The sequence below is a fragment of the Geodermatophilus sp. FMUSA9-8 genome, from assembly GCF_037034165.1.
Classification (GTDB): domain Bacteria; phylum Actinomycetota; class Actinomycetes; order Mycobacteriales; family Geodermatophilaceae; genus Geodermatophilus; species Geodermatophilus nigrescens.
In genome coordinates this window covers 38,341-63,379 of the sequence record NZ_JBAGKE010000010.1, presented here as the reverse complement: position 1 = coordinate 63,379, position 25,039 = coordinate 38,341, and the positions used below count along the sequence as shown (strand labels likewise).

Here is a 25,039-nt window from a genome sequence, read left to right as displayed (position 1 = left end):
CCGGCACCGGTGTCCCGTACCCCGCCACCCCGGCGCTCACCCACGCCCCAGCCGCGCGCGGACGGCGGCGAGGGGCTCCCGGAGCTCCGGGACACGGGCGAGCGCGAAGCCGGCGAGGGCCGTGACTCCGACGACAACCGTACCGATCACGAGGGTGCCGAGCGAGCCCCCCACCGAGGTCCCGAACGCGTCGTCGGTCACCCCGACGACGAGCCGGCCGAGCAGGCCCGCGACCACGGCCGCGAGCACCATCCGCAGCACCGGGCCGAGGGTTCCGCCGGTGCCCGTGCCGCCCAGGTGGCGGCGCAGCGCGACGTGCCCGAACGCCCAGCCGGCGAGGTAGGTGGCGCTGGTGGCGAGCATCAGCCCGGCCACGACGTGCTCGGGCCCGACGACGGCCGGCACGAGCAGCAGCAGCGGCACCCGGACGGCGACCATGCCCACCTGGATCAGCGTGGGCGTGCGGGCGTCCTTCATGGCGTAGAAGACGCGCAGCTGCAGCAGCGTCACGGCCATCGGCAGCAGCCCGAACGCGCCGATCGCGAGGGCCAGCCCGATGGCACGGGCGTCCTCGAGGCCGGTGTTGCCGCGGCCGAAGGCGACCACCGCGAGCGGCGGGCCGAGCACGGTGAGCGCCGCGCTGACCGGCAGCAGGCCGAGCGCCGACAGGCGGGTGCCCAGCGCGAGGTCGCGGACGACGCCGGGCACGTCGGAGCGGGCGGCGGCGCGGCTCATCCGCGGCACCAGCGCCGTCAGCAGCGCGACGCCGATGATCCCGTAGGGCATCTGGAACAGCAGGCTCGCGTTCTGGAAGGCGAAGTTGCCCAGCCCGCCGTCGCGGCCGGCGGCGTTGGCCACCCGGGTGGCCACGATGACGCCGATCTGGCTGACCGCCACGTAGACGACGACCCACACGCCGAGGCTCCCGGCCTCGCGCAGGCCCGTCTGGCGCAGCCCCCAGCGCGGGCGCAGCGGGACCCCGGCGCGCCCCAGCAGCGGCACGAGGACCAGCGCCTGGACGGCGATGCCGAGCAGCGTGCCGCCGCCGAGCAGCCACACCTGCCCGGCGGTGATCGTCGCGGGCTCCAGGTCGCCGGGGCCGGCGGACAGCACGAACAGCACGCCGGTGGCGATGACGACGACGTTGTTGAGCACCGGTGCCCAGGCGGGCGGGCCGTAGACGCCGCGGGAGTTGAGGATCGCCTGCGCCAGCGCTCCGACGCCGTAGAAGACGATCTCCACCAGCAGGATCCGCGCCAGCCAGTTGGCCAGCCGGACCTGCTCGGGGTCCTCCTGGATGCCGTACAGGGCGGTGAGCAGCGGCGCGACGGCGACCGCGACCGCGGTGACCACGACCAGCCCGGCGATCGCGAGGGTCGACAGCCGCTGCGCGTAGGCGACGCCGCCGTCGCGGTCGCGTTCCTGCGCGTGCACCAGCAGCGGCACGATCACCGAGGTGAGCACCCCGCCGAGCAGCAGCTCGTAGACGATGTTGGGCAGCGTGTTCGCCGTCGTGTAGGCGTCGCCGACCAGCCCGACGCCGAGGACGGCGGTGAGCACCATCGTGCGCAGCAGGCCGGTGATGCGGGAGACCAGCGTGGCCACCGCCATCGTCCCGGCCGCGCGGAGGATGCCGCGGCTGCCGCCGGGGGCGCCCTCGCGCTGCTGGGCCTCCTCCTCGGTCTCGCCGGGCGCCGACGGCACCGGCGGGAGCTGCAGGATCGGGATGACCTGCGTCTCGTCGGCCGGGATGAAGCGGCGGCGCACCGGCGGGGGCACCGGGGGCAGCGGCCGGTCGGGCCGCCGCGCGGGGCCGGCGTCGGGGGGCGTCGAGGGGGGTGTCGCCGCGGGCGGCCGCGGCGGCCGCGACGTCGACGGCGGGGGGACCGGCGGGCGGGGGGACGCCTCCGGTCGCGGGGACGCCTCCGGTCGGGGGGACGCCTCGGGCCGCGGGCGGGCCGGCGGCGGGACGGGCGGGACCGGCCGCGGCGGCGCGGGCAGCCGCGACTCCGGCGGCGGGGCGACGGGATAGGGCGGCGGGGGCAGCGGGCGCCCGCGCCCGCGGGAGCCCACCGACGGCGGCACCGGCGGCAGCGGCCGCTGGGCCGGGGCGTCCTCGTCGCTGCGGGGGTGGCCGGTCACACGGGGCTCCGGCTCGGCGGGAAGGCCGCGCCCTCGGGCAGGCCCGCGTCGTCGTCGGGACGGCCGCGGCGGCGCAGGAACAGCACACCGCGGCGCAGGAAGAGCAGCCCGAGCAGCGCCGCCGCGCCGATCGTGATCGACAGCGAGATGGTCCCGTAGGCGGTGCTGCGCACCTGGATGGCGACGTCCTCGCCGAGCGGGCCGCCGTCGGGCGTGGTGAGACCGGCGGTGACGGCGAAGCGACCGGACTGGCGGACCTCGGTGGGCACCTCCAGCGTCGTCCGCTCCCCGGGGGCGATCTCCTGGGGCCCGAGGTCGCCGATGGTCAGGCCGACGTTGTCGCGGGTGCGGGCCTCGACCTCGACGCGGACGGCGAAGGGCAGGTCGTTCTGCACGGTGAGCACGAGCGGCGCGTCGCTGGAGGCGAGGCTGTAGGTGCCGTCGGCCGGGGCGAGCAGCGTGACGCGCCCGCGCAGGTCGCCCAGGGTGTCGCGCAGGTCGGCGGCGGCGGTGCGGAAGGCGGCCGGCTCGTCGCGCCAGGACGCCGAGGCGGTCCGGGACAGCGCGCGGTCGTAGGGGGCCAGCGCCTCGGCGGGGTCGCCGACGACGGCGCCGGCGAGGTCGTCGCGCACGCCCTCGGCGCCGGCGAGGTCGGCCAGGCCCTCGGGGTCGAGCGCCGCGGCCTCGGCGGGCTGCACCGGCTCCCCGGCCTCGGCGACCGGGCCGGCGGCCAGGTCGGCGAGCGAGGCCGGCCGCAGCCCCGGCAGCGCGGTGTCGGCGATCATCGCGGCGACCGCCTCGGGCTCGGGGTCGACGTCGCGCGGCGGGGCCACCAGCACCGACTGCCCGGCGGGGTCGGCGACCGGCTGCTGGGAGAGCAGCACCAGCTCGGCCAGGTAGCGCTGCTCGGCCACCCGCGGGCCGCCGGCGGTGCTGCCGGCCGCGCCGACGACGGCGGACAGGCCGCTGTCGGCCGCGAGCGCCTCCACGGGGCCGTCCGCGCCGGGCACGGTGGTGCGGGCGGCCGCGCCGTCGCCGGTGGTCCCGAGCACCGCCTCCCCGCCGGACAGCGCGCTGGAGGCGACGACGACCCGTTCGACGCCGCCGTCGCGCAGCGTGCCGAGGGTGTCGGCGCGCAGCGAGCCCCCGGCGGCCCAGGCGAGGTCGGTGCGCGGGGTCACGCCCAGCACCTCGGCGAGCAGCGCCGCGCCGGCCGGGCCGGGGGCGGTCTCGTCGTCGGCGGTCGAGTCCCCGGTGGTGTCGGGCCCCGCGGGCAGGCTGCGCGCGACCGCGCCGGGCAGCCCCGCGGCCACCAGCGCGTCGGCGTCGACGTCGCCGTAGGACAGGGCGAGCACGGGATGGTCGGCGGCCACGGTGCGCAGCCGCTCCAGCCACGCGGCGGCGGCCTCGGTGCCGGTGCCCGCGCCCTCCTCGCCGGCGACGTCGTAGGGGCCCTCGGCCATGAGCGAGAGCTCCTCGACCAACGCGGGGTCGACGGCGACGGTCACGGGGGCGACCGGGGCGGCGTCCGGCGCGCCCGGGGCGAGCACTGTGGGCAGCCGCTCGAGGACGGCGAGCGCCCGGTCGAGCCGGCCGTTCTCGGACACCAGCGCGGTGAGGCCGTCGTCGACGAACCCGCCGGAGGCGTCGCGGTGGGTGCGCTCGACCAGCGGCCACAGCCAGGCCACCGACGTCGCGGCCGCGGGGGCGACGGTCTGCTGCACCACGGAGGTGGCGATCTCGCCGACCCGCGACGGCTCGCCCTCGGGGTCGGTGCCGTTGACGTTCAGCAGCACCGGGTAGACGCCGTCGCGGTCGAGCTGCAGGTCGGCGGTGGTGGCCGTGTAGGTGAACGACAGGGTGCCGCCGGGCTCGAGGACGCCGTCGAGGGGCTGGAACGGGGCCGTGACGGCGGTGGCCGGGTCGGGGTCGGCGTCGTTGGCCAGCAGGTCGGCCCGGCTGGTGACCACCGCGCCGCGCTGCAGCCGCACGCCGAGGTCGCTGAGCGCCTCGGTGCCGGTGTTGGTCAGCGTGCCGGCCAGCGTGACCGTGCCGCCGGGCGCGACCGTGCGCGGGTCGAAGCGGGTGAGCGACACGGTCACCGGGCGCTCGGGGTCGGTCGCGGGCGCCGGGGCCGCCGGTGCCGCGGGCGGGGCCGGGGTGGCGGCGGCCTGCGGCAGGGCCGCCGGGGGGAGGGCGAGCAGCGGGAGGGCGAGCAGCGCCGCGGTCAGGCCGGCACCGAGACCCGTGCGGGGGCAGCGCGTCGCGGTCCCCCGGCGCCGGCCGGTCCCGGCCGCGGGCGTCTCGTGCCTGGGACGGACCTCGCGCGAGGGGTCACGCACTGTCGGCGAGCAGTGCCGGCGCGCGTTCGACCAGCGCCCGCTCGTCGGCGTAGGCCAGCCGGCCGCTCAGCTCGTCGAGGGGCACCCAGGCGACCTCGGTCACCTCGACGTCGGCGTCGGACAGGGCGCCACCGATGGCGCGCAGCAGGAAGTGGTGGACCGTCTTGTGCACGCGCCGGCCCTCGGCCACGAACCAGAAGTCGATGATCCCGAGCGGGGCGAGGACCTCGCCGATGATCCCGGTCTCCTCGGCGACCTCCCGGACGGCGGTGTCCTCCGGGGTCTCGCCCTCCTCGATGTGGCCCTTGGGCAGCGACCACAGCAGGCGGCCGCGGCGGTCGGTGCGGCCGATCAGCGCGGCGCGGGGGCCGGAGACGCCGTCGTCGGCGACCACGAGGCCCCCCGCGGAGGTCTCGTCGACCCGGCGCAGACGGCGCCCGGGGCGCCCTCGTCCGCCGGTCCCTGCCATGCCAGGAGGGTAGCGCGAGACGTCGCCTACCCTGGCTCGTCGTGTCCGGAGAGCCCCAGAGTCGTCCGGCCGCCGAGCCCGTTCCGCCGGCGGTCCAGGAGACCGTGCGCGCGCTGGTCGACGTGTCCCCCGTGCTGGTCGAGCTCGGCGAGCGGTTCGCCGCGGCGGGCTTCGAGGCGCACCTCGTCGGCGGGTCGGTGCGCGACGCGCTGCTGGCCGCCGGCGCCGGCGCGAGCCTCCCCGACGGCGACCTCGACGTCACCACCGACGCCCGTCCCGAGCAGGTGCTCCACCTGCTGCGCGGCTGGGCGGGTTCCACGTGGAACCAGGGCATCGCCTTCGGCACGGTGGGCGCCGAGGTCCGCGGCACGCGGCTGGAGATCACCACCTTCCGCGCCGACCGCTACGACCGCGAGTCGCGCAACCCCGAGGTCGCCTGGGGGACGTCGCTGACCGACGACCTGGCCCGCCGCGACTTCACCGTCAACGCGATGGCGGTGTCGCTGGGCCCCGACCGCACGGTGACCGACCCCTTCGGCGGCCTCGGCGACCTGCTCGCGCGGCGGCTGCGCACGCCCGGCCGCGCGTCGGACTCCTTCGCCGACGACCCGCTGCGCATGCTGCGCGCGGTGCGCTTCGTCGCCCAGCTCGGGCTCACCCCGGTCGACGAGGTGGTCGGGGCGCTCACCGACATGTCGGGCCAGCTGTCCCGCATCACGCCCGAGCGGGTGCAGGCCGAGCTGTCCAAGACGCTGCTGCAGGACGCCCCCCGCGCGGCGCTGGAGCTGTTCGTCTCCTCCGGCCTGGCCGACGTCGTCCTGCCGGAGCTCCCGGCGCTGCGGATGGAGATCGACGAGCACCACCAGCACAAGGACGTCTACTCCCACTCGCTGACCGTGCTCGACCGGGCGATCGCGCTGGAGCGGGCGGACCCGGACGCGGCGTCGCCGGACCTGGTGCTGCGCCTGGCGGCCCTGCTGCACGACATCGGCAAGCCGGCCACCCGCCGGCACGAGCCGCGCGGGCGGGTCTCCTTCCACCACCACGAGGTGGTCGGCGCCAAGCTGGTCCGCAAGCGGCTGACGGCGCTGCGCTACCCCAAGGAGGTCGTGGAGCAGGTCGCGCGGCTGACGTTCCTGCACCTGCGGTTCCACGGCTACGGCCGTGGGGAGTGGACCGACTCGGCGGTGCGCCGCTACGTCACCGACGCCGGCGACCTGCTGCCCCGGCTGCACAAGCTGGTGCGCTCGGACTGCACGACGCGCAACCGGCGCCGGGCGGCGGCGCTGTCGGCCACCTACGACTCGCTGGAGCACCGGATCGCCGAGCTGTCCGCGGCGGAGGACCTCGCGCGGGTGCGGCCGGACCTCGACGGCAACGCGATCATGGAGATCCTGGGCATCGGCCCCGGCCGCGAGGTCGGCGAGGCGTGGCGGTTCCTCAAGGACCTGCGCCTCGAGCGCGGCCCGCTCGACCCCGACGAGGCCGAGGCGGAGCTGCGCGCCTGGTGGGCCGCCCGGGCCTGAGCGCCTCCCCGCCCGGGCCTGAGCGCCTCCAACGCCGCGGCTGAGCCCCCCGCCCCGGACCGGGTGCCTCCCCCGCCCGGGTGACGGCCCCTGCCCGACCCCTCCCGCGGCCCGTCGCGCGCCGGTAGGACGGAGCGCCGGACCGCGGGACGGGGGCAGGCGTGCACGCAGGGGGACCGGACGGTCGCGCCCGCCGGCCGCCGTGGCCCTCCGAGGGCGGCGCCGCCGCGCTGTGGCCGCCGGCGCCGGGTCTGCGCCGGCCCGTCCTCCCCCGCTCCCGCGTGCGCGAGGTCACCGCCGCGGTCCTCGCCCTGGGGCTGCTGCTCTGGCTCGCCGGCCGGGAGGCCGGCGACGCCCGGGGTGCGGACCGGTACGACTTCCGACTGCCCGAGGGCGCGGTCGCGGCGGCCCCGGCCGGCACCCGGCCGACACCCGGCGCCGGCGCGTCGGCCGGCCCGCTCGGCACCCCGCCCCCGGCCCCCGCCGCGGGCACCTGGGAGTACCTGGGCCTCCAGGACGACGGCGCGAGCCCGGTCGCCTACGACCCGTGCCGCACCGTCCACTGGGTCCTCCGGCCCGACGACGCCCCCGCGGGTGCCGAGGAGCTCGTCGCCGGCGCCGTCGCGGAGGTCGCCGCGGCCACCGGCCTGACGTTCGTCCACGACGGCAGCACCGACGAGCGGGTCACCCGCGACCGGCCCGCCTTCCAGCCGGCGCGCTACGGCGACCGCTGGGCACCGGTGCTGGTCTCCTTCGAGCCGCCGGCCACCAGCCCCGACGTCGGCGGGGGCATCGCCGCGCGCGGCGGCAGCGACGCGGTGCGCGCGGGCGGCCCCGCCGTCTACGTCACCGGCAGCGTGCTCGTCGACGCCGACTGGGCCGCCGACCGGGCCGCCACCCCGGAGGGGCGCGGCGCGGTGTCGGCGGTGCTGGTGCACGAGCTCGCGCACGTGGTGGGCCTCGGGCACGTCGAGGACGCCGGTGAGCTCATGTACGCGCACAACGACGGCCAGCGCGCCCTCGGGCCCGGCGACCGCGCCGGCCTGGCGCGCCTCGGCCGCGGGGCCTGCGAGCCCGACCTCTGACCGCGCTCCCCCCTGGGGGTGGCGGGGCGGCCGCGGCCGGTACCGCGGAGGCGCCCGGGCCGGGAGGATCCGCGGGGGGACCGACGGGGAGGGCGCGCGTGCACGGGGGACACCAGGACGGCCGGGGCGGGCGGCCGCCGTGGCCCTCGGAGCTGCCCGGCTCCGGCGGCCCGCTGCCGCCCGCGTGGGCGCCGCCGCCGGCACCTCCCGCGTGGGGCCCGCCGCCGGTGCCCACCTCCCCCACCGGGCGGGTGCCGCAGTGGGTGCTCGACCAGGCCACCGGCCGGCCCGTCGCGCCGCCGGACCGGCGCACCTGGGCGCCGCCCGCGCCGCGCCGCCGCTCCTCCCCCGCCCGCGCCCTGATGACGGTCGCCGCCGTCGTCGCGCTGAGCCTCGGTGCCGCGCACCTCGCCGGCGGGCTGCCCTCGCCGGCCGCCGGCGACCTCGGCTCCTCCGCCGGCGGCGGCCTGCTCGGGGTGGACGGCGACCGCCCTCCCCCCGGCCTCGAGTCGGAGGCCGCGCCCCTCGGCCGGCCCGGTGCCGCCCCGGACGTCGGCGGGTACGCCTTCGTCCAGCGCCAGGCCGACGGCGTCGCGCCCGTCGCCTACGACCCCTGCCGCCCGGTGCACTACGTCGTCGCCCTGGATGGCGCCCCGGCCGACGCCGAGGCGCTGGTGGCCGACGCCGTCGCGCGGGTGTCGGCGGCGACCGGGCTGCGGTTCGTGGCCGACGGGACCACCGACGAGGCGTGGTCAGAGCAGCGCCCGGCCTACCAGCCCGAGCGCTACGGCGACCGCTGGGCGCCGGTGCTGGTCAGCTGGTCGACGCCGGAGGAGGTGCCCGAGCTCGCCGACACCGTCGCCGGGCTCGGCGGCAGCGTCGCCTACTCGGCCGGCGGGCCGTGGGTGTACGTCTCCGGCGCCGTCACCCTCGACGCCGGCTGGTCGGCCGGCGCGGCGCTGTCCCCCGGCGGGCGCGAGGACGTGCACGCCGTGCTCATGCACGAGCTCGGCCACGTGGTGGGCCTGGACCACGTCGACGACCCCGGGGCGCTCATGCACGCCACCAACACCGGCCAGACGGGCTTCGGCCCCGGCCACCTCGCCGGGCTGGCGCGCCTGGGCCAGGGGGAGTGCGAACCCGGCCTCTGAGCCGCTCCACCCGGCCGCCGCCACCGACCCGCCACCACCGACCCGCCACCACCGATCCGCCGCTACCGGGCCGCCGCCGGGCCGGCTCCGCCGTCCCGTTCCCGGTGGGTCCGGGTGACCCGGGCGTAGCCCGCCGCGGTCAGCAGGTAGACGCCGGCCACGACGACCAGCGCCGGCACCGACCGGCCCGACGCGGGCAGCAGGAACGCCCCGGCCACCAGCGCCGCGACGAAGGTGACGTTGACCAGCGTGTCGTAGACCGAGAACACGCGACCGCGGAAGTCGTCGTCGACGCAGCGCTGCAGGGTGGCGTCGACGCAGATCTTCACGCCCTGCGCGACGACGCCGAGCACCAGCCCGGAGGCGACCATGCCGGGCGGCGCGAACGTCAGCACGAGCGCGAGCTGCAGCACCCCGCCGGCCACGAGCAGCAGGAGGACCCAGCCGCGGGTGCCCAGCCGCCGCACCGCCGCGGGCGTGACCGCGGCCGCCAGCAGCGTGCCGGCCGACCCGGCGGCGAGCACCTGGCCCAGGCCCACCAGCCCACCGGGGAACAGCGGCCCCGCGCCCTCGGTCAGCGTGTTCCGGTAGAGCAGCAGGGTGAGCAGCGTCAGCAGGCCGTAGCAGAGCCGGTGCGCGCCTATGGCGGCCAGCGCCGCGGCGGCCGGCGGGTGCGCGGCCACGTGCCGGGCACCGGCGACCAGGCCGCGCAGCACCTCCCGCGCGGTCACCGGCGCCGGGCCGGCGCCGGAGTCCGGCCCCAGGGACGATGTCGGGAACCCGGCGGCGACGGCGGCCGAGGCCAGCCACGGCAGCGCCGCCGACAGCGCCACGGCCGCGTAGGCGGCGTCGCCGGGCGGGGCGAGCTGCAGCAGGCCGAGCGCCACGAGACCCCCGGCCACCGTGGCCACCGCGCCGGACGTCGTCGCCAGCGCGTTCGCCGGCACCAGCGACTCCGGGTCGGTGGTGTGCGGCAGCCCCGCCGACAGCGCCGACAGCAGGAAGCGGGTGACGGCGAAGACCGCCAGCCCCGCGGCGTAGAAGGGGACCCCGGCGTCGCCGGCCAGCACGAGCGCGGCCACGACGGCGACCAGGCCGGCGCGCAGCAGGTTCGCCCGCACCAGCACCTGCCGGCGGCTCCACCGGTCCAGCCACACGCCGGCGAACGGCCCCACCACCGAGTAGGGCAGCAGCAGGACGGCGAAGGCGGCGGCGACGGCGACCGGGTCGGCCGCCCGCTGCGGGTTGAACAGCACCGTGCCGGCCAGCGCGGCCTGCAGGACGCCGTCGCCGGACTGGGCGAGCAGGCGCGTGACCAGCAGCCGGCGGAAGTCGCCGCGGGCGAGCAGGTGCCGCACGGAGGTGTCGGCGCGCGGCACCCGCTCACCGTACGGTGCGGCCTCGCCCTCCCCCGGAGGCCGGACTGTTGCACACTGGGATCGATGTCCTCGGTGCCCTCGTCACCCGATCCCGAGTCCGGCCGCCCCGCTCCGGCCGTCCCGGGCCGACGCCGCGCGGCGGTGCCCCAGCTGTCCACGGGCACCCTCGACGACGTCGGCCCCGGGTCGCTGCTGGTGGCGATGCCGGCGCTGAGCGACCCGAACTTCGCGGGCACCGTCGTCTACGTGCTCGACCACAACGACAGCGGCACCCTCGGCGTCGTCCTGGGCCGCCCGAGCCAGGTCGAGATCCGCGACGTGCTGCCCGGCTGGTGCGACCTCGCCGTCGAGCCGGGGGTGTTCCACGTGGGCGGCCCGTGCGAGACCGACACGGCGCTGTGCCTGGCCGCCTGCCCCGGCGAGGGCGCCGAGCCGGCGGGCCTGCGGCGGGTGGCCGGCGACGTCTACCTCGTCGACCTCGACGCCGACCCCGACGCCCTCGACGGCGGCCTCACCGGGCTGCGGGTGTTCGCCGGGTACGCCGGGTGGTCGCCCGGGCAGCTGGCCGGCGAGCTCGCCGAGGGCGCCTGGGCCTGCGTGCCCGGTTCTCCCGACGACGTGCTCAGCGACCTGTCCGGCCCGGAGCTGTGGCGCGCCGTGCTCGGCCGCCAGCGGGGCCGCCTGGCGGTGCTGTCCACCGCGCCGGCCGACCCCTCGGCCAACTAGGCACCCGGCCCGGTCCCCCGACCGGCTGGGTCTCTCAGCGACACGCCGTCGCGGGAGGCGCCGCCCGGCGGACCGTGGTAGGAATGGCCCCGGAGGGGGCGGTCTGGGGAAGAGGCCGCCCCCTCCTCCCATGTCCGGGCGACGGCGCGGGGCGCCGCTAGATGCCCAGGGCCGCGGCGACCTCCGGGTGCGCGGTCGCGTCGAGGGACTGGTCCTCACCGGGCAGCGCGATCGTCCGCGCACCGTGGTCGGCCAGCGTCACCGTCACGTCGGTCCCCTGGCCGGGCAGCTCCGTCTCGTACTGCAGCAGCAGCTCGCTGGTGTCGTCGACGGCCACCGACCAGCCCGCGTCCGACGCGTAGACCGTCGCGAGCCGGCTGTCGATCGACCGCTGGCCCTCCCAGGTGACCGCCCCGAGGAACGCGCCGGCGTCGTCGGCGTCCTCCGCGCCCAGGTTGAGCACCACCTGCACGAGGACGTCGCCCAGCGGCACCGCGTCGGGGCCGGTGGCCAGCGGGCGGCGCACGAACGGGACGTCGGGCAGGCCGGCGGCCGACAGCGCCTCGCCCAGGCCGGGGACGTCGCCGAACCAGACCTGCTCGCGGGTGAAGAACAGTGTCCGGACGTCGTCGGGCCGCCCGTCGCCGTAGGAGGTCACGGCGCGCGCCCGGCCGGCCGACCCGGCGAGGTCGACCTCCCCGGTGAGGGTGAGCAGGCCCTCCTCGCCGAAGGGCGCGGTGACGACGACGTCCGCGCCGCCCTCCTCGGTCTCCCGCGCCAGCAGGCCGGCGAGCACCTCGGCCTCCTCGGCGGTCACGGGGTCGCCGGGCTGCCGGTCGGCGCCCTCGTCCGTGCAGCCGGTCAGCCCGACGCCGAGCAGGACCAGCGCGGTCGCGAGCAGGCGGCGCGGCATGCCGGCCAGCGTAGGCAGCCCGGCGTCGTCCCTGGACCCCCGACAGGCCGCAGGCCCGCCCCCCGGGTCGGGGGACGGGCCTGGCGACGTGCTGGAACGGCCTACCTGCAGGGGCCCGCCCCGAGCGTTAGCGAGGGGTGGGGGGCAGGTAGGTCCTCCCTCAGCGCTCCACGTCGCCGCGGATGAACGCCTCGACGGCGTCGCGGGCCTCGCTGTCGGTGTACTGCACCGGCGGCGACTTCATGAAGTACGACGACGCCGAGAGGATCGGGCCGCCGATGCCGCGGTCCTTGGCGATCTTCGCGGCGCGGACGGCGTCGATGATGATGCCGGCCGAGTTCGGGGAGTCCCAGACCTCGAGCTTGTACTCCAGGTTCAGCGGGACGTCGCCGAACGCGCGGCCCTCGAGCCGGACGTAGGCCCACTTGCGGTCGGTCAGCCACGGCACGTGGTCCGACGGGCCGATGTGGACGTTGTCGCTGCCCATGTCGCGGTCGACCTGGCTGGTGACGGCCTGGGTCTTGGAGATCTTCTTGGACTCCAGACGCTCGCGCTCGAGCATGTTCTTGAAGTCCATGTTGCCGCCGACGTTGAGCTGCATCGTGCGGTCGAGCTGCACGCCGCGGTCCTCGAACAGCTTGGCCAGCACCCGGTGGGTGATGGTCGCGCCGACCTGGCTCTTGATGTCGTCGCCGACGATCGGGACGCCGGCGGCGGTGAACTTGTCCGCCCACTCCTTGGTCCCGGCGATGAACACCGGCAGGGCGTTGACGAAGGCGACGCCGGCGTCGAGGGCGGCCTGCGCGTAGAACTCGGCGGCCTGCTGCGAGCCGACCGGCAGGTAGCAGACGAGCACGTCGGCGCCGGACTCGCGCAGGGCCGCGACGACGTCCACGGGCTCCTCGTCGGACTCCTCGACGGTGGCCCGGTAGTACTTGCCGAGGCCGTCGAGGGTGGTGCCGCGCTGCACGGTGACGCCCAGCGGCGGCACGTCGGCGATCGTGATGGTGTTGTTCTCGCTGGCGACGATGGCCTCGGAGAGGTCACGGCCGACCTTCTTGGCGTCCACGTCGAACGCCGCGACGAACTCCACGTCCGAGACGTGGTACTCGCCGAAGCGGACGTGCATCAGGCCCGGCACCTTGGTGGTCTCGTCGGCGTCGCGGTAGTAGTGCACGCCCTGCACCAGCGAGGCGGCGCAGTTGCCGACGCCGACGATGGCGACCTTGACAGCTCCCATGGTCTTCCCTTCTCCCTGGACCGGGTGGTCCGTGTCGCGGGACCGTTCCGGTCCTGGCGGTGGCTGCAGCGGCGGTCGCAGCCGGGTGGTGCCTGCAGGCCTGGGCTCAGTCCTGCTCTGGTGGGCTCAGTCCTGCTCTGGTGCGTGCTCCGGCGGCCCGCTGCCGCCGCGGTCCGCGGCGTCCTGCCCCGGGCCGGGGGAGCGGCGCTCGCTGTCGATGAGCTCGGACAGCCAGCGGACCTCCCGGTCGACCGAGTCGAGGCCGTGGCGCTGCAGTTCCAGCGTGTAGCGGTCGAGTCGTTCCCGGGTCCGCGCCAGTGAGGACCGCAGGCCGTCCCGCTGCCGTTCGACCGTGCGGCGGCGCCCCTCGAGGATGCGCAGCCGCACGTCGGCGGCGGTGTGCCGGAAGAAGGCGAGGTGGACGCCGAAGAGCCTGCCGTCGTCGTACGCCTCGGGGCCGGCCTGGCTGACCAGCTCCGCGAAGCGCTCCTTGCCCTCCGCGGTGATCGTGTAGACCACCTTCCCGCGCCGGCCGGTGAGCGGCGGTGCGTCGGCCGGCAGCGGTGCCCCCCGGTCGGGCTCGTCGGTGGTGACGAGCCCGGCGGCGTGCAACCGCTTGAGCGCGGGATACAGCGACCCGTAGGAGATGCTGCGCAGGCCGCCCAGCACCTCCGCGAGCCGCTTCCGCAGCTCGTAGCCGTGCATCGGGGCCTGCTGCAGCAGTCCGAGGATGGCGAACTCGAGCACGTCGCCCCCCATCGGCTCCTGCCGGTCGATGTATCGGGACGATACATCGGGGTGGGAACGGGACGGCAACTCGAGATGCCGCCGCCGTCGGGACGGTCGCCCGATCGGGCGTCGGAGGTGAGCGAGGACACCGTCCGCGGGCGCGCCGGGCCGCGCGGGGTGCCCGCGTCCGGGGTCCGGGACTGGCGGTCCTGCGTACATTGGCGGCCGTGCCCGGACGTCGCTCCGTCGTGGACTACTCGCTGCACCGGCGAGCCGTCCTCGCGGACGTCCAGGCCGGCCGCACCGGGCTCTTCGAGGTCTGTGACGCGAGCCCCTACCTCACCCGTGCGGCGAGGTACCACGGGCAGCCCACCGACGAGACGTGCCCGGTGTGCCGGCGCGAGCGCCTGACGATGGTGAACTACGTGTACGGCGAGGCGCTCGGCCACGTGGCCGGGCAGGCCAAGACCGACGCGGAGCTCACCCGGATGGACGCGATGCAGGAGGAGTTCTCCGTGTACGCCGTCGAGGTGTGCCGGGGCTGCGGCTGGAACCACCTGGACTGCTCCTACGTCCTCGGTACCGAGCCGGCGCCGGGGAGCCCGCCGCAGCGCGGCCGCCAGCGCGCGCGGGGCCGCGCGGCCACCGAGCAGCGCTAGCGGGACCGCCGGGCGCACCGCCGGACCCGTCCGTCACACCCGTCCCGGGGACGGTGCGCACCCGCGCGTCCTCCCCGGTGCACACAGCAGACAACGCCACGCTGGGCCGGTTCGAGACCTGCCCACCGACTACCGAGGAGGGGCTCCCTGGTGCCTCCCCACGACGAGACCTCGCCGGTCGGGCCGTCCGGCGGCCCGCCGCGGCGGCCGCCCGCCGCCCGCGCACCCGGCTCGGGCGGCGCCCGCCGCCCGTCCGGGGGCACCCGCGGCCGCACGACGTCGGCCCGCGACGGCGGCTCGCGCCCCGGCGGCTCCCGCCCCACCGGCGCCCGTCCCGCGGGCGGAGCGCCCGGCGGCAAGAAGGCGCGCACGAAGAAGCAGCGCCGCCGTCGCCGGCTGAAGGTGCTGCTCGGCCTGGTGGTCGGGATGTTCGTGCTGCTCGGCGTCTTCGTCGGCGTCGTCTACGCCACCACCGAGGTCCCCGACCCGAGCTCGGTGCAGAACGCGCAGACGACCGTCGTCTACTACGCCGACGGCACCACCGAGATGGCCCGCCTGGGCGACACCAACCGCACCAACGTCGAGCTGGCCCAGGTGTCGGAGCCCGCCCGCAACGCGATCCTCGCCGCGGAGAACCGGAACTTCTACTCCGACCCCGGCATCTCCTTCACCGGCATCGTCCGCGCGGCCTGGAACAACCTCACCGGCGGCTCGACGCAGGGTGGGTCGACGATCACCCAGCAGTACGTGAAGAACGCCTTCCTGTCCTCGGAGCAGACGTTCAGCCGGAAGTTCCAGGAGCTGTTCCTCGCCGTCAAGCTCGACAACGAGTACTCGAAGGACGACATCCTCGAGAACTACCTGAACACCATCTACTTCGGCCGCGGCGCCTACGGCATCGAGGCAGCGGCGAACACCTTCTTCGGCGTCCCGGCCGCGCAGCTCACCCCGCAGCAGGGCGCCGTGCTCGCCGTCCTCGTCCGCAGCCCGAGCTCCTACGACCCGGAGAACAACCCCGAGGGCGCGCAGGACCGCTGGGGCCTGGTCCTCGACGCGATGGTCGAGGAGGGCTGGATGACCCAGGCCGAGCGCGACGCCTCGGTCTACCCGCCGATCGCGCCCCGGCCGGAGTCCTCCGCGCTCGGCATCCCCACCGGCCCCGAGGGCCTGGTCGTCTCGCAGGCGATCGACGAGCTCGAGGCCCGCGGCTACTCCGACGAGCAGATCCGCGCCGGCGGCCTGCGCATCACCACCACCGTGGACAAGGCCACGCAGGACGCCGCGCGCGCCAGCGTGCTCGAGGTCATGGAGGGCGAGCCGGCCAACCTGCGGCAGGCGCTGGTCGCCGTCGACCCGCGGACCGGCGCGGTTCGCGCCTACTACGGCGGGGAGATCGGCGCGGGCGAGGGCGCGGTCGACTACGCCCAGACCCGCCGCCAGCCCGGCTCGTCGATGAAGCCCTACGTGCTGGCCACCGCGCTCGACCAGGGCATCGGCGTCAACTCCCGCCGCGACGGCAGCTCCCCCCAGGAGTTCCCCGACCGCGAGGCGCCGGTGCGCAACTCCGGCGGCGCCTCCTGCGCGGCCTGCACGCTCGTCGAGGCGATGACCCGCTCGCTCAACACCACGTTCTACGGCCTGGCCTACGAGGTGGGCCCGGAGAACGTGCGGGCGACGGCGCTGGCCGCCACCGGCATGCCGGAGACGTGGCCGGCCACCACCGGCGGCCTGCTCGACGACCAGCCGACCCTCACCGCCCCGAACTCGGGCGGCGTCACCGGCTCCTCGATCGGCATCGGCGAGTACGAGATGCGCCCGATCGACCAGGCCGTCGGCTTCGCGACCTTCGCCAACGGCGGCGTGCGCCACAACGCGCACTTCGTCGCCCGGGTCACCGACACCACCGGCGCGGTGCTGCTGGAGAGCGGCGCCGACGCCGGCGAGCAGGTCCTGTCGGCCGACGTCGCGAACGACACCACCTTCGCCCTCGAGGGCGTGGCGCAGTACTCGCGCCGCTCGCTCGACGGCGGCCGCGAGGTGGCGGCGAAGACCGGTACGCAGGGCATCGACGCCGACGACAACTCCGACGCCTGGATGGTGGGCTACACGCCCTCGCTGTCGACGGCGGTCTGGATGGGCAGCGACCGCTACGAGCCGATCCGCAACAGCGACGGCGCGATCATCTACGGCTCGGGCCTGCCGGGTGCCATCTGGCAGCAGTTCATGGACACCGTCCTCGCCGGCACGCCGGAGGAGGACCTGCCCAACTCGCCGAAGATCCGCGGCGACACGGGCGAGGGCGTCCCGGCGCCGGTGACCACGGCGCCGCCGACCCAGTCGGCGCCGACCACCCAGTCGGCCCCGACGACGCAGCCGGCGCCCGAGACCACGACGCCGTCGGCGCCGACGACGACCACCCCGCCGACGACGACCCAGCCGGTGCCGCAGCCGCAGCCGCAGCCGGTCCCCGGGGACACCGACGGGGACGGGGTCCCCGACCTCGGGGGCCAGGGTCCCGGCAACGGTGACCAGGGCGACGGCGACGGCGAGCAGAACGGCTCGCCGGCCCCCGCGCCCGGCCAGGTGGCCCAGCCCACCGGCTGACCCGCCCGGCACACTGGGCACGTGAGCTCCACCCCCTCGGGCCCGTCCGCCCCGGCACCTCCGCCGGCGGACGGGCCCGCGGCGTTCCCGGCGCCGTCCGGCCGGCCCGACCGCGTGGTGCCGACCTGGTCGGACCCGGTCGCCGCGCAGGCCAGCGAGGCCGTCGGCGGCCCGTGGGGGCGACACGCCGTCACCGGGCGCGCCCTGTTCTGGACGCCGCTGCGGGTCTGCCTGCTCTACGCGACCGTCGTGCTCGCGGGCGCCTGGCTCAAGCAGGCGCCCTGCTCGGACGGCAACTGGGCGGGGTCGGTGCAGTACACCCACCTCTGCTACTCCGACGCCGTCCCGCTGTTCGGCCTGCACGGCCTCGACACCGGCGCGCTCCCCTACCTGGACTCCGCCGTCGAGTACCCGGTGCTCACCGGGGCGTTCATGGCGCTGGCGGCCCTGCTCGGCCGCGGCTACGAGAGCCTGGCGTCGGCGGCGGGCCTGCTGCCCCAGGTGCCCCCGGTGCAGGCCTACTACGTGGCCACCTGCCTGCTGCTGAGCCTGTGCGCGCTGGTCACCGTGCGCGCGGTGCTGGGCGCCGCCGGCCGCCGGCCCTGGGACGCGGCGCTGATCGGCCTCTCGCCGCTGCTGCTCGTGCACGCGTTCACCAACTGGGACCTGCTCGCCGTCGCCCTCGCCGCGTGCGGGCTGTGGGCCTGGGCGCGCGAGCGGCCGGTGCTCGCCGGCGTCCTGCTCGGCCTGGGCACCGCCGCGAAGCTCTTCCCCGTCCTGGTGCTCGGCGCGCTGTTCCTGCTGTGCGTGCGCGCCGGGACGCTGCGCGTGTGGCTGCGGGCCGCCGTCGCCGCGGGCGCCGCCTGGCTCGTCGCCGACCTGCCGGTGGCGCTGCTCGCGCCGGAGAACTGGTCGCTGTTCTTCCGGCTCAACAGCAGCCGGCCGGCCGATCCGGACACGCTGTGGAACATCGCCATCACCGCGGCCGGCGGCGACCTGTTCGACGGGCCGCTGGCCCAGGGCGAGACGCCGGTCGTGCTCAACGCGCTGGTGGCGGTCTGCGTGCTGCTGGTGGTGGCCGCGGTCGGCTGGCTGACCCTGGCCGCGCCGGTGCGCCCGCGGGTGGCGCAGGTGGCCTTCCTGCTCGTCGCGGGCTTCCTGCTGGTCACCAAGGTGTGGAGCCCGCAGTACTCGCTGTGGCTGCTGCCGCTCGCGGTGCTGGCCCGCCCGCGCTGGCGCTCGCTGCTGCTGTGGCAGGCCACCGAGGCGGTGCTGTGGGTGGTCCGGATGCTCTGGTACCTCGGCACCGACGACCGCGGCGTCGGCGTCGAGTGGTTCTTCCTCGGCGTGGTGGTGCGCGACGTCGCCGTCGTCGTGCTGATGGCGCTCGTGGTGCGGGACGTCTGGCGCCCCGACGCCGACGTCGTCCGCACCTCCTGGCCGGCCGTCGACGACCCCGCCGGCGGCCCGCTGGACGGCGCGGAGGACCGGGTGGTCCTGCGCCGCCGGAGGGGCACGCCGGTCGAGGCATAGGAAGCTATCCGCACGTCCTGCGCCCGCAGACGTGCGGATAGCTTCCTATGCCTTGCCCAGCGCCTCGCGGACCAGCGCGACCTCCTCGGCGTGCGAGGCGGCGTCGCCCGGGGTCTCCAGCACGACCGGGCAGTCGGCGGCGCGGGCGACCTCCAGCAGCAGCTGCAGCGGGATCTCGCCCGCGGCGAGCGGCGCGTGCCGGTCGCGGCCGGAGCCCTGGGGGGTCGCGGCTGTTGTTGAGGTGCACCAGGTCGATGCGGCCGGTGACCGCCCGGACGTCGTCGACGGCGGTGGCGAGGTCCCAGCCGGCCGCCCAGGCGTGGCAGGTGTCGAGGACGAAGCCCGCCCCGAACTCCCCGACGGCGTCCCACAGCCGGGACACGGCGCCGAGCTCGCGGGCCATCGCGTTGTCGCCGCCCGCGGTGTTCTCGATGAGCAGCGGCAGCGGGAAGCCCCCGTCCTCGGCCTGCCGGGCGAAGGTCTTGCGCCAGTTGTCGAACCCGGCGGCCGGGTCGTCCTTGGCCAGCACGTGCCCGCCGTGCACCACCATCCCGCGGGCGCCGATCGCCGCGGCCGCCCGCGCGTTCACGGCGAGGTTCTTCCGGCTCGGGATGCGGATGCGGTTGTTGGTCGAGGCGACGTTGAGCACGTAGGGCGCGTGCACGAAGACGGCGACGTCGGAGGCCAGCAGGTCCTCGGCGTCCGGGCGCGGCAGCGGCGCCTTCCAGCCCTGCGGGTCGCCCAGGAAGACCTGCACGCCGTCGGCGTCCATCTCCGCGGCGCGGGCGAGCGGGCCGCCGTCGTCGAGCTGGTTGTCCTCGGTCAGTCCGGGGCCGACGTGTACGCCGATCGGGTGTGCAGCCACCCCGGCGACAGTAGTTCGGCGCCGATCGGGCACCCACCCGTATCGCCGTGCGGGCGCCGTCGTTGGGACACCGGGAACGGCGGGCACCCGCCGGGACGACGTCGACGACGACGGGGCGGTGCGCGGATGGGGACCGGTACGGCGCGGGGCGGCAGGGTCCGGCGGGGGGCCCGGCGCGGGCTCGCCGCCCTGGTGCTCGCCGGGGTCGCGGTGCTGGGCGGCGCGGTCCTGCTCGCCCCCACCGCGAGCGCGGCGCCGTCGGCCACCGTCGAGATCCGCGACCTCACCCCGCCGCTGGTCTCGGTCGACCCGGGCGGCGAGGTCGCCTTCGTCAACCGGATCGAGCCGAGGACGGTGCAGGTCGGCGGGGGCGGGCTGCTGCCGTCGCTGGTCACCGCGCAGGTGTTCACCGACGTCACGCTGCAGACGCCGTCGGGCACCCACCCGCTGCCGAGGGACGCCGAGCACCGCGAGCGGTTCGACCGGACGTGCGTGTTCCCGCAGTGCGCGATCACCTACACCTACCGCGTCGTCGTGCCCGACACCTCCGTCGCCGGCTCGCTGCTGACCCGGGTGACGACGCAGGCGCTCGGCCGGCTGCCGCAGGACCAGCTGGTCGCGGTCGACGGGCGGCAGACGCAGGTGCAGATCGGCGTCCCGACGCCGTTCGTCGTCAACACGCTGCTGCCGCTGCCCGACCTGCCGTCGGTGGGCCTGCCGCAGCTGCCGGCGGTCGACGTGCCGCTGCCGCAGCCGCCCGTCCCCGGGACGCCGCAGCCCGAGCCGGCGCCGGAGGCCCCGGCCCCGGCACCCGCCGCCCCGGCCGCGGGAGGCGTCGACGGCGAGCCGTACGGCTACGACCTCGGCGGCGCCGCCGCGGCGATGGCACCGGTGGGCGACGCGGTCGCGGCGGCTCCCGGCCTCCCCGCGGCGTCCTCCGGAGGGGGCGCGGCCGGTGCACCCGGCGCGGGTGCCGGCGGCCTGCCGGGGAGCCACGACGGCGTCCCGGTGCCCGTGCCCGGCGACCTCCGCGGTCTCGACGGCACGGCGATCGACGAGGAGAGCAGCACCGTCACCGCCGGCGGGCCGCCTCCCGCCGTCGGGCTGCCGCTGCCGGCGCTGCTTGCCGTCGTCGCGCTGGCCGGCGCCACCGCCGCGCTCGTCCGCACGCACCTCGCCCTGCGCGCGCCCGGCGCCCGGCGCACCTGACCTGCGTGCCTGCGGCCGCCGTCCCCGGCCGGGGCCGGCGGCCGCGCTGGTACCCTCGACCTGCGCGTCCCGTGTGCCGTCCCGGCAGGCAGGGCGCGCGACGCGTGTACGACCCTCCTGCTGCAGACGTCCTGCAGCCGCCCAGACCAGAGGAGGTGGGGTTCTCCGTGCGTCACTACGAACTGATGGTCATCCTCGACCCCGACCTGGAGGAGCGCACCATCGCTCCCTCCCTCGACCGGTTCCTGACCGTCGTCACCAACTCCGGTGGCACCGTCAAGACCGACATCTGGGGCCGGCGCCGCCTGGCCTACGAGATCAAGAAGCACGTCGAGGGCATCTACGCCGTCGTCGACATCCAGGCCGAGCCCGCGGCGGTCGCCGAGCTCGACCGCCAGCTCAACCTCAACGAGTCGGTCCTGCGCACCAAGCTGATGCGGCCCGAGGTCCACTGAGCATGGCCGGCGAGACCGTCATCACCGTCATCGGCAACCTGACCTCCGACCCGGAGCTGCGGTTCACGCCGTCGGGTGCCGCGGTCGCCAACTTCACGGTCGCCTCGACGCCCCGCACCTTCGACCGGCAGTCGCAGGAGTGGAAGGACGGCGAGGCGCTGTTCCTCCGCTGCAACGTCTGGCGGCAGGCGGCCGAGAACGTGGCCGAGTCCCTCACCCGCGGCTCGCGGGTCATCGTCTCGGGGCGCCTCAAGCAGCGCTCGTTCGAGACGAAGGAGGGCGAGAAGCGCACCGTGATCGAGCTCGAGGTCGACGAGATCGGCCCCTCCCTCCGCTACGCCACCGCGAAGGTCACCCGTGCCGCCCGCGGTGAGGGTGGCGGCGGCGGTGGCGGCGGTTTCGGCGGCGGTGGTGGTGGCGGTTTCGGCGGCGGTGGCGGCGGGGCGAGCGACCCCTGGTCCACGCCGGCCGGCCCGTCCGACGAGCCGCCCTTCTGATCCCTCTCTACCCAGATCTAGCCGTACCTGGAGAACCCAGTGCCCAAGCCCCCCGTGCGCAAGCCCAAGAAGAAGGTCTGCCAGTTCTGCAAGGACAAGGCGACCTACATCGACTACAAGGACACGACCCTGCTGCGGAAGTTCATCTCCGACCGCGGCAAGATCCGTGCCCGCCGCGTGAGCGGCAACTGCAGCCAGCACCAGCGGGACGTCGCCACGGCCGTCAAGAACAGCCGTGAGATGGCCCTGCTGCCCTACACCTCGACGGCGCGCTGACCATGAGCACCCAGAAGCTGATCCTGACGCAGGAGGTCACCGGTCTCGGGTCCTCCGGTGACACGGTGGAGGTCAAGGGCGGCTACGCCCGCAACTACCTCCTCCCCCGCGGGCTGGCCATCGTCGCCTCCCGCGGTGCCGAGAAGCAGGTCGAGTCGCTGCGCCGGGCGCGTGCCGCCCGCGAGGTGCGGTCGCTCGAGGAGGCGCAGGCCGTGGCCGGCCGCCTCTCCGGCCTGACCGTCCGGGTGCCGGCCCGCGCCGGCGACGGTGGCCGCCTGTTCGGCCGCGTCACCACCGCCGACGTCGCCGCGGCCGTCACGGCCGCCGGTGGCCCGGAGCTGGACCGCCGCCGCATCGAGCTGCCGAGCAGCATCAAGACCACCGGCCAGCACACCGTCACCGTGCGGGTGCACCCGGAGGTCACCACCCAGCTGGCGATCGAGGTCGTCGCCGGCTGACGCACCGCAGCACCGCCCGGGGGGCGTCGGACACTCCGTCCGGCGCCCCCCGCGGCGTCCCCGGCCCCTGAGAGGGCGCTCAGGCCCCGGAGGGGGTCCCCAGGTCCTGGCGGCCCACCACCGAGAGCAGCTCCAGCTGGCCCACGGCGGCGCTGCCGGGCGGCGCGGTGAAGAACAGCAGTCGTTGCCGGCCGTCGTCGCTGACCAGGCGCTGGCAGTCGAGCTCCATCACGCCCAGGGTCGGGTGCACGATCCGCTTGCGGACGCTGCGCCGCACGGCGACGTCGCCGCTGGCCCACAGCGCCGCGAACTCGTCGCTGGCGGCGTGCAGGCGCTCCACCAGGTCCTCGGCCTCGTCGTCGCGCCCCCGGCGGGCGACGGCGGCGCGCAGGTCGGCCACGCTCTCCCGCGAGTGCCGCGGGTGGTCCTCGGCGGGGTAGAGGCCCCGCGCCGCGGGGTCGGTGAACCAGCGGTAGACGAAGCTCGCGGCGGGCCAGGTCCGCGGCCCGGCGTCGCCGAGCAGGGCCTCGGCCATGGGGTTCTGCGCGAGGGTCACGTCGAGGTCGGTGATGACCCGCGCCGGCGTCGTCCCCAGGCGGTCGAGCAGGGTGAGCATCGCCGGCTGCACGTGCCCGCTGCGGCCCGACGACGGCGGCGCGAGGCCGGCCAGGTGGAACAGGTGGTCGCGCTCGTCGCCGTCGAGCCGCAGCGCCCGGGCCAGCGCCGCGAGCACCTGCGGGGACGGGTGCGTGGCCTTCCCCTGCTCGAGCTCGGTGTAGTACTCGACCGAGGTGCCGGCCAGCCGCGCGACCTCGTCGCGGCGCAGGCCCGGCACCCGGCGGCGGGGGCCCTCGGGCAGGCCGACGTCGGCCGGGCGGACGCGGGCGCGCCGGGTGGACAGGTAGCTGCCGAGGTCCGCGGGGTCCACCGGGCCAGTCTCCCGTGCCGCGCGCGGGGCCGCCCGGGGGCTCGTACGACCCGGCGGGTGGGCTGCTGGGACCGGTGTTCCGGACGGGACGACACGACACGCCCGGACGTCGGATCGCCCGACTTCTTCGTGTCCACAGCCCGTGGGCGGAGCGCCCGCAGGTGACACCCGCAGGACCCGCGGATGGCCGGTCGGTGTCCCGCCCGTCTCCACATGTCGACTCGGGCTGTCCACCGACTTGTCCACAAGTTGTGCAGAACGCGGTGCACACGGGTGTTGGACGGACCGGCCGTCGGTTTCCTACCGTCCTCTGCGGCACCGGGTCCCGGCGGAGAACTGTCGGTGGCTCCCGGTAGCAACGTGCTCGGACGGACGTTCGGGCACGAGCGTCGCGCGTCCTGGTGCTCCCCCACCGGGCCCGGGCTCCCGCCCGGGCTGTGTCCGCGCGCGCCCACGAGCACAGGGAGGTACCAGGTGGCGGTCGCCGACGACTTCAGCCGGCCGCAGGCCACGGCGCCGGAGTACGACCGGCAGCCCCCGCAGGACGTCGCCGCCGAGCAGTCGGTGCTCGGCGGCATGCTGATGAGCAAGGACGCCATCGCCGACGTCGTCGAGCAGCTGACCGGCAACGACTTCTACCGGCCGGCCCACCAGGTGATCTACGACTGCATCCTGGACCTCTACGGCCGGGGTGAGCCGGCCGACGCGATCACCGTCGCCGCCGAGCTCAACCGCACCGACCAGCTGTCGAAGATGGGCGGCGCGGTCTACCTGCACACGCTCATCGCCTCCACGCCCACGGCGGCCAACGCCGGCTACTACGCGCAGATCGTGGCCGAGCAGGCCACGCTGCGGCGGCTGGTCGAGGCCGGCACCCGCGTGGTGCAGCTCGGCTACGGCGCGGCCGGCGGGCGGGGCGACGTCGACGACATCGTCGACCGCGCGCAGCAGGAGATCTACGAGGTCACCGAGAAGCGGATGAGCGAGGACTACTCGCGCCTCGAGGACGTCCTGCAGCCGACGATGGACGAGCTCGACGCCATCGCCTCCCGCGGCGGCACCGCCCGCGGCGTGCCCACCGGCATCCGCGACCTCGACGAGCTGACCAACGGCCTGCAGGCCGGGCAGATGGTCGTCATCGCCGCCCGTCCCGGTGTGGGCAAGTCGACCCTCGGGCTCGACATCGCCCGGTCGGCCACGGTGAAGCACCACATGCCCGCCGTCATCTTCTCGCTCGAGATGAGCAAGCACGAGATCACGATGCGGCTGCTGTCGGCCGAGGCGAAGGTGCCGCTGCACCACATGCGCGCGGGCACGCTGTCGGACGAGGACTGGTCGAAGCTCGCCCGCCGGATGGGTGAGGTGGCCGACGCCCCGCTCTACATCGACGACTCGCCGAACATGACGATGATGGAGATCCGGGCCAAGGCGCGGCGGCTCAAGCAGCGCCAGGACCTCAAGCTCGTGGTCATCGACTACCTCCAGCTCATGACGTCGGGCAAGCGCGTCGAGAGCCGTCAGCAGGAGGTCTCGGAGTTCTCCCGTGCCCTCAAGCTGCTGGCCAAGGAGATCGAGGTCCCGGTGATCGCGATGTCTCAGCTCAACCGTGGCTCGGAGCAGCGCCAGGACAAGAAGCCGATGCTGTCCGACCTCCGCGAGTCCGGCTCGATCGAGCAGGACGCCGACATGGTGATGATGATCCACCGCGAGGACATGTACGAGAAGGAGTCCCCGCGGGCCGGCGAGGCCGACATCATGCTGGTCAAGCACCGCAACGGCCCGACCGCGAACGTCACCGTCGCCTTCCAGGGCCACTACAGCCGCTTCGTGGACATGGCCAACTAGGCAGCCAC

General features: G+C 76.2%; 22 protein-coding genes. 13 read left to right on the top strand and 9 right to left on the bottom strand.

The genetic code is table 11. The features are described 5' to 3' along the window. Positions 1–36: 36 nt before the first annotated feature. Genes murJ through WA616_RS19260 form a run of 3 tightly spaced genes read right to left on the bottom strand, consistent with a single transcriptional unit; the run spans position 37 to position 4,953 of the window. Positions 37–2,142 (bottom strand): murein biosynthesis integral membrane protein MurJ, encoded by a 2,106-nt coding sequence (gene murJ, locus WA616_RS19270; protein ID WP_336032443.1) that lies wholly within the window; start codon positions 2,140–2,142, stop codon positions 37–39. After that, on the bottom strand, positions 2,139–4,484 hold the full coding sequence (locus WA616_RS19265; protein ID WP_336032442.1) for a DUF6049 family protein: 2,346 nt from the start codon (positions 4,482–4,484) through the stop codon (positions 2,139–2,141). Before WA616_RS19265 ends, murJ begins: the two co-directional genes overlap by 4 nt. Further along, entirely contained in the window at positions 4,477–4,953 is a 477-nt protein-coding gene (locus WA616_RS19260) for an NUDIX hydrolase (protein ID WP_073422062.1), read from the bottom strand. Before WA616_RS19260 ends, WA616_RS19265 begins: the two co-directional genes overlap by 8 nt. A 41-nt stretch (positions 4,954–4,994) precedes the next feature. On the opposite strand from WA616_RS19260, the gene WA616_RS19255 reads away from it, so the two are divergent. The 3 genes from WA616_RS19255 (at position 4,995) to WA616_RS19245 (ending at position 8,715) form a co-directional block, all read left to right on the top strand. After that, on the top strand, positions 4,995–6,479 hold the full coding sequence (locus WA616_RS19255; RefSeq protein ID WP_336032439.1) for a CCA tRNA nucleotidyltransferase: 1,485 nt from the start codon (positions 4,995–4,997) through the stop codon (positions 6,477–6,479). 161 nt (positions 6,480–6,640) lie between these two features. Then, positions 6,641–7,564 (top strand): matrixin family metalloprotease, encoded by a 924-nt coding sequence (locus WA616_RS19250; RefSeq protein WP_336032437.1) that lies wholly within the window; start codon positions 6,641–6,643, stop codon positions 7,562–7,564. A 98-nt stretch (positions 7,565–7,662) separates the two neighbouring features. Next, positions 7,663–8,715 (top strand): matrixin family metalloprotease, encoded by a 1,053-nt coding sequence (locus tag WA616_RS19245; protein WP_336032435.1) that lies wholly within the window; start codon positions 7,663–7,665, stop codon positions 8,713–8,715. Positions 8,716–8,777: 62 nt separating this feature from the next. On the opposite strand, the gene WA616_RS19240 is transcribed toward WA616_RS19245, so the two are convergent. Then, complete coding sequence (locus tag WA616_RS19240) at positions 8,778–10,094, bottom strand: MFS transporter (protein WP_336032432.1); 1,317 nt, start codon at positions 10,092–10,094, stop codon at positions 8,778–8,780. Between the two features lie 63 nt (positions 10,095–10,157). On the opposite strand from WA616_RS19240, the gene WA616_RS19235 reads away from it, so the two are divergent. Further along, positions 10,158–10,820 carry a YqgE/AlgH family protein gene (locus WA616_RS19235; protein ID WP_336032430.1) on the top strand — a complete coding sequence of 221 codons (663 nt, stop codon included), beginning with the start codon at positions 10,158–10,160 and terminating at the stop codon, positions 10,818–10,820. A gap of 157 nt (positions 10,821–10,977) precedes the next feature. Here the strand turns inward: WA616_RS19235 and WA616_RS19230 are convergent, their stop codons facing one another. From WA616_RS19230 to WA616_RS19220, 3 genes are all read right to left on the bottom strand, one after another. Next, the gene (locus tag WA616_RS19230) at positions 10,978–11,733 is read right to left on the bottom strand and encodes a hypothetical protein (RefSeq protein ID WP_336032429.1); all 756 of its coding nucleotides are present in this window, start codon (positions 11,731–11,733) and stop codon (positions 10,978–10,980) included. 160 nt (positions 11,734–11,893) lie between these two features. Further along, the gene (locus tag WA616_RS19225; RefSeq protein ID WP_336032428.1) at positions 11,894–12,973 is read right to left on the bottom strand and encodes an inositol-3-phosphate synthase; all 1,080 of its coding nucleotides are present in this window, start codon (positions 12,971–12,973) and stop codon (positions 11,894–11,896) included. A 126-nt stretch (positions 12,974–13,099) separates the two neighbouring features. Beyond that, positions 13,100–13,720: a PadR family transcriptional regulator gene (locus WA616_RS19220; protein WP_336032427.1), complete on the bottom strand. Its 621-nt coding sequence runs from the start codon at positions 13,718–13,720 to the stop codon at positions 13,100–13,102. A 209-nt stretch (positions 13,721–13,929) separates the two neighbouring features. Here WA616_RS19220 and WA616_RS19215 point away from each other — a divergent pair, with 209 nt between their 5' ends. The 3 genes from WA616_RS19215 to WA616_RS19205 all read left to right on the top strand — a co-directional run bounded on the left by WA616_RS19215 (position 13,930) and on the right by WA616_RS19205 (position 18,498). Further along, positions 13,930–14,361 carry a DUF5318 family protein gene (locus WA616_RS19215; RefSeq protein ID WP_336032425.1) on the top strand — a complete coding sequence of 144 codons (432 nt, stop codon included), beginning with the start codon at positions 13,930–13,932 and terminating at the stop codon, positions 14,359–14,361. Between the two features lie 150 nt (positions 14,362–14,511). After that, a complete protein-coding gene (locus tag WA616_RS19210; protein ID WP_336032423.1) occupies positions 14,512–16,965 on the top strand; it encodes a transglycosylase domain-containing protein in 2,454 nt (817 codons plus the stop codon). A gap of 21 nt (positions 16,966–16,986) precedes the next feature. Beyond that, positions 16,987–18,498 carry a glycosyltransferase family 87 protein gene (locus tag WA616_RS19205; protein WP_336032419.1) on the top strand — a complete coding sequence of 504 codons (1,512 nt, stop codon included), beginning with the start codon at positions 16,987–16,989 and terminating at the stop codon, positions 18,496–18,498. A gap of 4 nt (positions 18,499–18,502) precedes the next feature. Here the strand turns inward: WA616_RS19205 and WA616_RS19200 are convergent, their stop codons facing one another. After that, positions 18,503–19,363, bottom strand: coding sequence for a deoxyribonuclease IV (locus tag WA616_RS19200; protein ID WP_336032417.1), 861 nt, complete (start codon positions 19,361–19,363; stop codon positions 18,503–18,505). 192 nt (positions 19,364–19,555) lie between these two features. On the opposite strand from WA616_RS19200, the gene WA616_RS19195 reads away from it, so the two are divergent. From WA616_RS19195 to rplI, 5 genes are all read left to right on the top strand, one after another. Next, positions 19,556–20,572: a hypothetical protein gene (locus tag WA616_RS19195; protein ID WP_336032414.1), complete on the top strand. Its 1,017-nt coding sequence runs from the start codon at positions 19,556–19,558 to the stop codon at positions 20,570–20,572. A gap of 167 nt (positions 20,573–20,739) precedes the next feature. Further along, positions 20,740–21,027, top strand: a complete 288-nt coding sequence (gene rpsF, locus WA616_RS19190; RefSeq protein ID WP_075014203.1) for a 30S ribosomal protein S6 — start codon at positions 20,740–20,742, stop codon at positions 21,025–21,027. 2 nt (positions 21,028–21,029) lie between these two features. Then, on the top strand, positions 21,030–21,524 hold the full coding sequence (locus WA616_RS19185; protein ID WP_073422052.1) for a single-stranded DNA-binding protein: 495 nt from the start codon (positions 21,030–21,032) through the stop codon (positions 21,522–21,524). A gap of 39 nt (positions 21,525–21,563) precedes the next feature. Beyond that, on the top strand, positions 21,564–21,800 hold the full coding sequence (rpsR, locus tag WA616_RS19180) for a 30S ribosomal protein S18 (protein WP_073422051.1): 237 nt from the start codon (positions 21,564–21,566) through the stop codon (positions 21,798–21,800). A 2-nt stretch (positions 21,801–21,802) separates the two neighbouring features. Continuing rightward, positions 21,803–22,258: a 50S ribosomal protein L9 gene (rplI, locus tag WA616_RS19175; RefSeq protein WP_336032405.1), complete on the top strand. Its 456-nt coding sequence runs from the start codon at positions 21,803–21,805 to the stop codon at positions 22,256–22,258. A gap of 79 nt (positions 22,259–22,337) precedes the next feature. Here the strand turns inward: rplI and WA616_RS19170 are convergent, their stop codons facing one another. Further along, the gene (locus WA616_RS19170) at positions 22,338–23,186 is read right to left on the bottom strand and encodes a helix-turn-helix transcriptional regulator (protein ID WP_336032403.1); all 849 of its coding nucleotides are present in this window, start codon (positions 23,184–23,186) and stop codon (positions 22,338–22,340) included. A gap of 474 nt (positions 23,187–23,660) precedes the next feature. Here WA616_RS19170 and dnaB point away from each other — a divergent pair, with 474 nt between their 5' ends. Continuing rightward, positions 23,661–25,031 carry a replicative DNA helicase gene (gene dnaB / locus WA616_RS19165; protein ID WP_073422045.1) on the top strand — a complete coding sequence of 457 codons (1,371 nt, stop codon included), beginning with the start codon at positions 23,661–23,663 and terminating at the stop codon, positions 25,029–25,031. The last annotated feature ends 8 nt before the right edge of the window (positions 25,032–25,039 follow it).

What these genes read in the sequence shown, in the direction of transcription:
- WA616_RS19185 (WP_073422052.1), top strand. Translation starts at nt 21,030, where the DNA reads ATGGCCGGCGAGACCGTCATCACCGTCATCGGCAACCTGACCTCCGAC.
- WA616_RS19230 (WP_336032429.1), bottom strand. Translation starts at nt 11,733, where the DNA reads ATGCCGCGCCGCCTGCTCGCGACCGCGCTGGTCCTGCTCGGCGTCGGG.
- WA616_RS19260 (WP_073422062.1), bottom strand. Translation starts at nt 4,953, where the DNA reads ATGGCAGGGACCGGCGGACGAGGGCGCCCCGGGCGCCGTCTGCGCCGG.
- rplI (WP_336032405.1), top strand. Translation starts at nt 21,803, where the DNA reads ATGAGCACCCAGAAGCTGATCCTGACGCAGGAGGTCACCGGTCTCGGG.
- WA616_RS19225 (WP_336032428.1), bottom strand. Translation starts at nt 12,973, where the DNA reads ATGGGAGCTGTCAAGGTCGCCATCGTCGGCGTCGGCAACTGCGCCGCC.
- WA616_RS19235 (WP_336032430.1), top strand. Translation starts at nt 10,158, where the DNA reads ATGTCCTCGGTGCCCTCGTCACCCGATCCCGAGTCCGGCCGCCCCGCT.